Source organism: Piscicoccus intestinalis NBRC 104926, assembly GCF_001515525.1.
Classification (GTDB): domain Bacteria; phylum Actinomycetota; class Actinomycetes; order Actinomycetales; family Dermatophilaceae; genus Kineosphaera; species Kineosphaera intestinalis.
Genome location: NZ_BCNQ01000194.1, coordinates 1 through 7,198, shown reverse-complemented (window position 1 = coordinate 7,198; position 7,198 = coordinate 1). Strand labels below are relative to the sequence as shown.

Genomic DNA, 7,198 nt, shown 5'->3' with positions numbered 1-7,198 from the left:
CCGCCGCCCCGTCGAGCGCCGCGAACGTCTCGGCGATCTCGTCGGCGGCCGCCAGGGGCAGCACCACCTCCCAGGAGCCGGTCGTGGCGCCGGGCAGCCGGCGCACCGCGAGCCGGTAACGGTCGGTCGCCGCGACCCGCACACCGCCGGCGCCGGCGCGCACCGCGATCCCGCCGAGCACCTCGACGTCGCGGCCGTCGCCGGCCGCGAAGCGCACCGACCGCACCGCCGCGGCGAGGGCGGCGGCCCCGACCTCGACCGGCGCGTCGACCGGTTCCAGGGTCCGCAGCACGCGATCGGTCTCCGCACGCGCGTTCCGGGCCGCGGCCTCGAGACGCTCGACGTGGGCCTCCACCAGGTCACGCACCGTCCGCGGATCGTGCAGGTGCTCCACGACGAGCGCCATCGACTCGATCGGCATGCCCACCCGGCGCAGGCCCGCGAGCACCCGGGCGGTCGCGACCTGGCTCGGGGCGTACCGCCGGTAGCCCGAGCGGGGGTCGACGACCGCGGGCACGAGCAGGCCGACGCGTTCGTAGTAGCGCAGCGCGGTGGCGGTGAGCCCGGAGCGCTGAGCCAGCTGACCGATCCGCAGTTCAGGCTCGTCCATGGGGTCCACGGTGAACCCTCCACCAGGTGCAGGGTCAAGCCGTGGGCAGGTCAGCCCGTGACCGGGCGGCCGTCGACGAGGCGGTAGCGCACGAAGGCGGGCACGGCCAGGGCCGCGGCGACGGTGCCGACGACGACGAGGAGGCCGCCTCCCGCGGAGGCGACGGCGGTGCCGACGCTCGCGGCCGCGGCGCCATGGGCGACGTCGGCCATCCGCGGGCCGCCCGCGACGACGACGATGAACACGCCCTGCAGCCGGCCGCGCATCGCGTCGGTGGCGGCGGTCTGCAGCATGCTCGTGCGGAAGGCCGCGGAGATCATGTCGGCGGCGCCGCCGAGCGCGAGCATGCCTGCGGCCAGCGCGAGCAGCGGCGTCGACGGGCCGTTCGAGAGGCCCACGGCCACGCCGAAGCCGGTCATCGCCAGCCCCCACACGAGGATCGCCGCGATGACGGCCAGCCCCTGCCGCTGCACCCGCGACACCCAACCGGAGAAGACCCCGCCGAGCACCGCGCCCGCCGGGATCGCGGCAAAGAGGATCGCGAACGCGAAACCGCCCTCGACCGGGCCGCCGAACGACTCGTGGGCGATCTGCGGGAACAGCGCCCGGGGCATGCCGAAGACCATCGCGATCACGTCGACGACGAAACTCATGAGCAGCACCGGCTGGGTGCGCAGATAGCTCAGGCCGTCGACGACCGAGCGCAGCCCCGGCGTCGCGCGACCCGGCCCCCCCACGGGCAGCCGCGGCAGCCGGATCACCGCCCACAGCGTCGCGAGCAGGCAGAACGAGTCGATGAGGTAGAGCCACGCGAGCCCGAACACCGGGATGAGCGCGCCCGCCACCAGCGGGCCGGCGATGCCGCCGGCCTGCATGACGGTCATGTTCAGCGAGTTGCCGGCGGGCAGCTGGTCGAAGGGCAGCAGTTTGGGGAGCACGGCGCTGCGGGTCGGCTGGTTGATCGCGAAGAACGCCTGCTGCACGGAGAACAGTCCGAGCAGCGTCCACACGGTGCCGAGCCCGAACGCGGCCTGCGCCCAGAACAGCACGCTCGTGGCGATGATCCCCAGCGTCGTGACGACGAGCAGCGTGCGTCGGTCCATCGCGTCGGCCAGCGCCCCGCCCCACAGCCCGAACACGATGAGCGGCACCAGCCCGAAGACCCCGGTGAGCCCCACGTAGGCCGAGGAGCCCGTCTCCGCGTAGATCTGGGCGGGCACCGCGACGATGGTCAGCTGGGCGCCGATGACCGTGACGATGTTGGCGAGCCAGAGCCGGCGGAAGTGCGGGTTGCGCAGCGGCCGGGTGTCGGCCAGCACGGCCCGGATCGACGCCACCGCTGCTCACCCCCTGGTTCGGCCGGCCCGTGATGGGCCGGGCGGCAGCCTACGACGCGCCGGTCCCACACGTCCGCCCCGGTGCCGGCGGTGCGAGGATTTCGGGATGGACTTCGAGGGCGCGATCGACGAGCTGTACACCGCGCCGCTCGACCGGTTCGTCGACCTGCGCAAGGAGTTGTCGCAGCGGGCGAAGGACGCCGGAGACTGGCAGCTGAGCATCCTCGTGCTGCCGCTGCGCAAGCCGACGGTCGCCGCCTGGGCCATCAATCACGCCGTGCGCAGCGACCCTAGTGACCTGCGCGAGTTCCTCCGCTTCGCCGAAGACATGCGCGCGGCGCAGGCCGCCCTCGACGGCGACGCGATGCGCGCTTTGAGCGCCGAGCGCGCGGGCGTGTTGAGCCGGGTCGAGGCGCGGGTGCGCGAGCGCGCCGCCGACGCGGGCCAGCCGCTGTCCGCGGCGGTATTGGAGGAGGTGCGCGCCAGCCTCATCGCCGCGATCGCCGACCCCCGTGCCCAGGAGGCGCTCGTCTGCGGCTGCCTGACGAAACCGCTGTCGTACGCCGGGCTCGGTGAGGTCGACGTGCGGCAGTCGGTGGCCGCGAACAGCGCGATCAGCGCGCCCCCGCGCCCGCCGAAGGAGCCGCCGCCGGGGCTGCGGGACGCCTCCGAGAAGCGCCGCAAGACCCGGGGGAAAGGCCGCGGGAAGACCGGCGGCAAGGCGAAGGCGCAGGAACCGACTCCGCCGCCGGTCGAGGAGCCGGTGGACCCGTCGGTGCCGGAGCCGAGCATGGCCGCGCGGGCGCGGCGACGCGAGCGGGAAGAGGCGCGGCGCAAGCAGATCGAGGCGGTCCGGGACCGGCTCACCGCGGCCGAGCGTGACGTGACGGCAGCCGAACTGGGGGTGGCCGAGGCCGAGCAGGCCGCGCAACGGGCGCAGGCCCGGGTGGCCGAGCTCGAGCGGCTGTTGGAGCGCACCCGCGACGACGCGCGGCTGGCCCGCGACGCCTGCGGCGAGGCCGAGCAGGAGCGGGACCGGGCGGGCGCCGCGCGGGATGAGGTGCGCGCCGAGCTGAGCGCCCTGGAGCCGTGAGCGGTCAGCGGATCTGTTCGAGCACGCGGGCCACGCCGTCGTCGTCGTTGCCGGCGCACACCTCGTCGGCGCTCTGGCGCACCTGCTCGTGGCCGCTGCCCATGGCGAACGAGCGCCCGGCCCAGGCCAGCATCGGCAGGTCGTTGGGCATGTCGCCGAAGGCCCAGACGTCGGCGGCGTCGATGCGGCGCTGCGAACACCAGCGGGCCAGGGCGGTCGCCTTCGTCACGCCGGGCGGGCCGATCTCGGCCAGCCCGCCGGCGCCGGAGTAGGCGACGATGCCGCGATCGCCGACGAGCGCGGCGACGCCCTCGATGAATTCGAGGTCGGGCACGGCCGGGTCGCGGGCGAGCAGCTTGCCGACGACGCCGCGCACCGACTCGATGGGGCCGTGGTCGATCGCCGGGTCGTCGTGGGCGTGCGGCGGCAGCATCGGGGAGGTGTAGGAGCGGTCCAGGTGCATGCCCTCCGGGCGCTCGGCGGCGAACCCGACGCTCGGGTAGTGCGCGCGCACGTCGGCGACGATGGCGCGCAGCGACGGGTGCGCGATGCCGATGGCCTCGACGACGCGGCGCTGTGCGACCTCGTAGACGAAGGCGCCGTTGGCGCAGATGACGACACCGTGGCCGCCGACGTGATCGGCCAGCGGGTCGATCCAGCGCGGCGGGCGGGCGGTGACGAAGACCGTCTCGATGCCGAGGTCCCACATGCGGTGCAGCGCGGCGCGGGTGCGGGCGGTGACCGCCCCGCGCGGGTCGAGCAGCGTGCCGTCGAGGTCGGTCGCCACGACGCGGGGCCGTGGCGCGCGACGTCGAGGCTGCGGGGGCATGCGCCCAGCCTAAGGACCCGACCGCGCACCCCGCCCGGCCCGCCACACGCTCCCGCGGGGTCGCAGCTCCGCTCGGAATTCGCCAAATCGACGATCTCGATCTCGGCCGCTCGACATAGACACCCCCCTGACCTGCGGTTTCGGTGATCTCGACGCGCTGACCACCGCATCGGGGTTGTCGATTTGGCGATACCCCGGCGCAGGCTTCGGCGCGCAGGGGATGAACGCGGAAGATCGCAGCCGCACGTCGGCGCACGAGGGCGCACGGGGGCGCTGTTCGGGCCGGCGTGGCACGATGCCCGGATGGAGCCCGCCGAGGAAGCCGTGCCCACCCCTGACCTGTCGCCCGCCGAGCGCGCGCACGTGCGCCGGGCGGTCGACCTGGCCCGCGCCGCACTGGAATCGGGTGACGAGCCGTTCGGTTCGGTGCTCGTCGACGCGGACGGGCAGGTGCGCTTCGAGGACCACAACCACGTCGCCGGAGGCGACGCCACCCAGCACCCCGAATTCGCGGCCGCGCGCTGGGCGGCCACACACCTCGGCCCCGACCAGCGGCGGGCCGCCACCGTCTACACCTCCGGGGAGCACTGCCCGATGTGCGCCGCGGCGCACGCGTGGGTGGGCCTCGGCCGGATCGTCTACGCCACCTCCAGCGAACAGCTCACCGCCTGGCACCGGGAGTGGGGCGTGCCGCCCGGCCCCGTCGCGCCGCTGCCCATCCAGCAGATCGCCCCCGACCTCGACGTCGTCGGCCCCGTGCCCGAATTCGTCGACGAGGTCCGCGGCCTTCAGGCCCGCGCCCGCAGTCAGGACCGGTCCTAGGCACCGACGGCTGAGCAACCGTCTGCCGCCCGAGCCTCCGGGCCGCCCAGGCCGAGATGCCGACGCGCCCAGAGGCCGAGCGCGGGCGGCCCGGATAATCTGCCCCAATGGTCCGGATCCTTGCCGTGGCGGACGAGACCAGCGAGTGGCTGTGGAATGCGCGCGTGCGCGAGTTGCGTCCCGACCTGGTGGTCAGCGCCGGTGACCTGCCGTGGGACTACCTGGAGTTCCTCGCCTCCGCGCTCGACGCGCCGCTGCTGTTCGTGCCCGGAAACCACGACCCCGCGCGTTCACCGGCTCGGGCCGCGCGCTCGGGCCTGCACCTGCACGCCGGGATGCCGGTGCCCGACCCTCGGCCGCGCGGCGGCGTCGACATCGACGGACGCGTCGTCGACGCGGCCGGGCTGCGCGTGGCCGGGCTCGGCGGCTGCGTGCGCTACCGGCCCGGCCCCCACCAGTACTCGCAGGACCAATACCGCTGGAATGCGATGCGGCTCGCGCGCCGCGTCGAGCGCGCAACCCGGCTGGACCGCGCGAGTCGGGTGCGCCGAACGGGCCCGGTCGGGCGGGCGGACCGCGACCGCCCGGGCCTCGATCTGCTGCTCACCCACGCACCCCCGCGGCACTGCGGCGACGAGGAGGACCGGGCCCACCAGGGGATCGAGGCCCTGCCCGGCCTCATCGATCGGCTGCAGCCCGCGGTGCACGTCCACGGGCACATCCACCCGCACGGCCGACCCCGACCCGACCGGCGATTGGGCCGCACGATCGTCCGCAACGTCGTCCCGTTCGCCGTCTTCGAACTGACGCGTCACGGGCGCGTCGACCAGCCATAAGGAGACGGGCATGCCGATGGACAGCGGATCACCGCGCGCCGACGCCGAGGCCGACTTCCTGCGCGTGCGGCGTCAGCAGCGGATGGCCAGCCTCGGCCACCGCCTCACGGGCCGCGACGGCCGCGCGTTGTCGCTGTCGGAGGTGCTGGACGCCCTCGGCCACCGCGGCGAACGCGCGATCGGCGTGCAGGTCATCGGCCTCGACAAGATCGTCGGCTCGGTCGACAAGGTGCGCGACTTCGACCCCGAGTTCCGACCGACCTCCGGACGCAGCCGGTTTCGCTGGGAGCGCATCGCGGAGGCGGTCCGCCGCGGCCAGGCGCTGCCGCCGATCGACGTGTACCGGGTCGGCGACCAGTACTTCGTGCGCGACGGTCACCACCGCGTCTCGGTGCTGCGCGCCCTCGGTGAGACGGTCGTCGACGCGGAGGTGACCGTCGTCGCCACCGCCATCGAACCCCCACCGATCGGAGGCCGACGCGACCTGGCCGCCGCGGAGCTACACCGGATCTTCCTCGAGCGGGTTCCGCTGGACCGGCTGGCCCGGCGCGAGGTCGTGTGCGCCGACGCCTGGAACTACCCGGGCCTCGCCGAGATGGTCGAGGCCTGGTCGGCCCGCCTGATGTTCCGCGAGCAGACGGTGCTGACCGCCTCACACGCCGCGTGCCGGTGGTACGCCGAGGAGTTCACCCCGGTCGTCACGATGCTGCGCGACATCGGGCTCGTCGATCCCGACGAGGGCGACGGCGACGCCTACCTGCGCGCCGCGCACCAGCGCTACTCGCTCGTGCGGGCCCACGTGTGGACCGAGGAGGTGTTCGACGGCCTGCGCGACGCACGCTGAGGCGGCCGGTCACCAGCCCTCGACGTCACACCCGTCCGTCCCAGCCGGTCTCGAGGGCGAGCCGGGCCCCGACCGTCCACGCCTGCACGCGGTTGGCGACCTCGATCGGCCGCACCCTCGGTCCAACCCTCGGTCGCGCCCGGTCTCGGTCGACGGCGTACAGCTCCGGGTACCGGCCCAGCTGGTCGAGCGCCCGCAGCACCCCGCCACGCACGCGGTCGGCGGCGTCGAGAGCGCCCACGCGCCGCAGCCCACCCCACGCGAGCCACGAGTCGAACGGCCAGATCGCGCCGCGATGGTAGCCGTCGACGCGGAACGCCGGATGCGTCGCGGCCAGCGTGCGCACGCCGAACGGCGTCAGCACGTCATCGCGGGTGAGTCGCGCGACGGCCCGGTCGGTGCTCGGTGCGTCGAGGGCGCCCGCCCACAGCAGCCAGCCCAGCTGCGACCCCGCCCCGGAGACGGGCCGGTCGACGCCGTCGAGCGCGAGCACCTCGGGCGTGAACACCCGTTGCACGCGCGCCCGCAACTGCGCAGCGCGCTGGGACCAGCCCCGCGCCCCAGGACCATCGAGGCGCGTCAGCGCGTCGAGCGCCGCGATCGCGACGGCCTGTGAGTCGGCGTCGGCCAGCGGCGCGGTCGGCATCGAGCCGTCGGGGCGCACGATCCCGCCGCCGTTGGCGTCGCGCGCGGGGTCGAGGCTGTCGCGCCAGCCCTGCTGGGCCAGCCCACCCGGAAAGCGTCGCGGCCCGCAGCGCACGAAGCCGCCGCCGGCGCGCAGCGTGCCGTCGAGCCACCGCGCCGCGGCGGCGCGGGCCGGCGCCAGG

The 7,198-nt window shown here is 75.0% G+C and carries 8 protein-coding genes; 4 read left to right on the top strand and 4 right to left on the bottom strand.

The window, feature by feature from the left end:
* Both PINTE_RS19570 and PINTE_RS19565 read right to left on the bottom strand, forming a co-directional pair.
* On the bottom strand, window positions 1–610 hold a 610-nt coding region (locus PINTE_RS19570; RefSeq protein WP_157087396.1), incomplete at its 3' end, for a DNA polymerase III subunit beta family protein.
* 50 nt (window positions 611–660) lie between these two features.
* A complete protein-coding gene (locus PINTE_RS19565; protein WP_217996653.1) occupies window positions 661–1,947 on the bottom strand; it encodes an MFS transporter in 1,287 nt (428 codons plus the stop codon).
* Between the two features lie 106 nt (window positions 1,948–2,053).
* Between PINTE_RS19565 and PINTE_RS19560 the strand changes: the two genes are divergently transcribed.
* Window positions 2,054–3,040 carry a hypothetical protein gene (locus PINTE_RS19560; protein ID WP_068434020.1) on the top strand — a complete coding sequence of 329 codons (987 nt, stop codon included), beginning with the start codon at window positions 2,054–2,056 and terminating at the stop codon, window positions 3,038–3,040.
* Window positions 3,041–3,044: 4 nt separating this feature from the next.
* On the opposite strand, the gene PINTE_RS19555 is transcribed toward PINTE_RS19560, so the two are convergent.
* On the bottom strand, window positions 3,045–3,869 hold the full coding sequence (locus tag PINTE_RS19555; protein ID WP_068434018.1) for an HAD family hydrolase: 825 nt from the start codon (window positions 3,867–3,869) through the stop codon (window positions 3,045–3,047).
* A gap of 303 nt (window positions 3,870–4,172) precedes the next feature.
* Between PINTE_RS19555 and PINTE_RS19550 the strand changes: the two genes are divergently transcribed.
* From PINTE_RS19550 to PINTE_RS19540, 3 genes are all read left to right on the top strand, one after another.
* Window positions 4,173–4,691: a nucleoside deaminase gene (locus PINTE_RS19550; RefSeq protein WP_068434017.1), complete on the top strand. Its 519-nt coding sequence runs from the start codon at window positions 4,173–4,175 to the stop codon at window positions 4,689–4,691.
* Between the two features lie 107 nt (window positions 4,692–4,798).
* Window positions 4,799–5,527: a metallophosphoesterase family protein gene (locus PINTE_RS19545; RefSeq protein ID WP_068434015.1), complete on the top strand. Its 729-nt coding sequence runs from the start codon at window positions 4,799–4,801 to the stop codon at window positions 5,525–5,527.
* Window positions 5,528–5,537: 10 nt separating this feature from the next.
* Entirely contained in the window at window positions 5,538–6,371 is an 834-nt protein-coding gene (locus tag PINTE_RS19540; protein WP_068434013.1) for a hypothetical protein, read from the top strand.
* A gap of 25 nt (window positions 6,372–6,396) precedes the next feature.
* Here the strand turns inward: PINTE_RS19540 and PINTE_RS23430 are convergent.
* A partial coding sequence (locus tag PINTE_RS23430; RefSeq protein ID WP_444543863.1) for an MGH1-like glycoside hydrolase domain-containing protein occupies window positions 6,397–7,198 on the bottom strand: 802 nt, incomplete at its 5' end.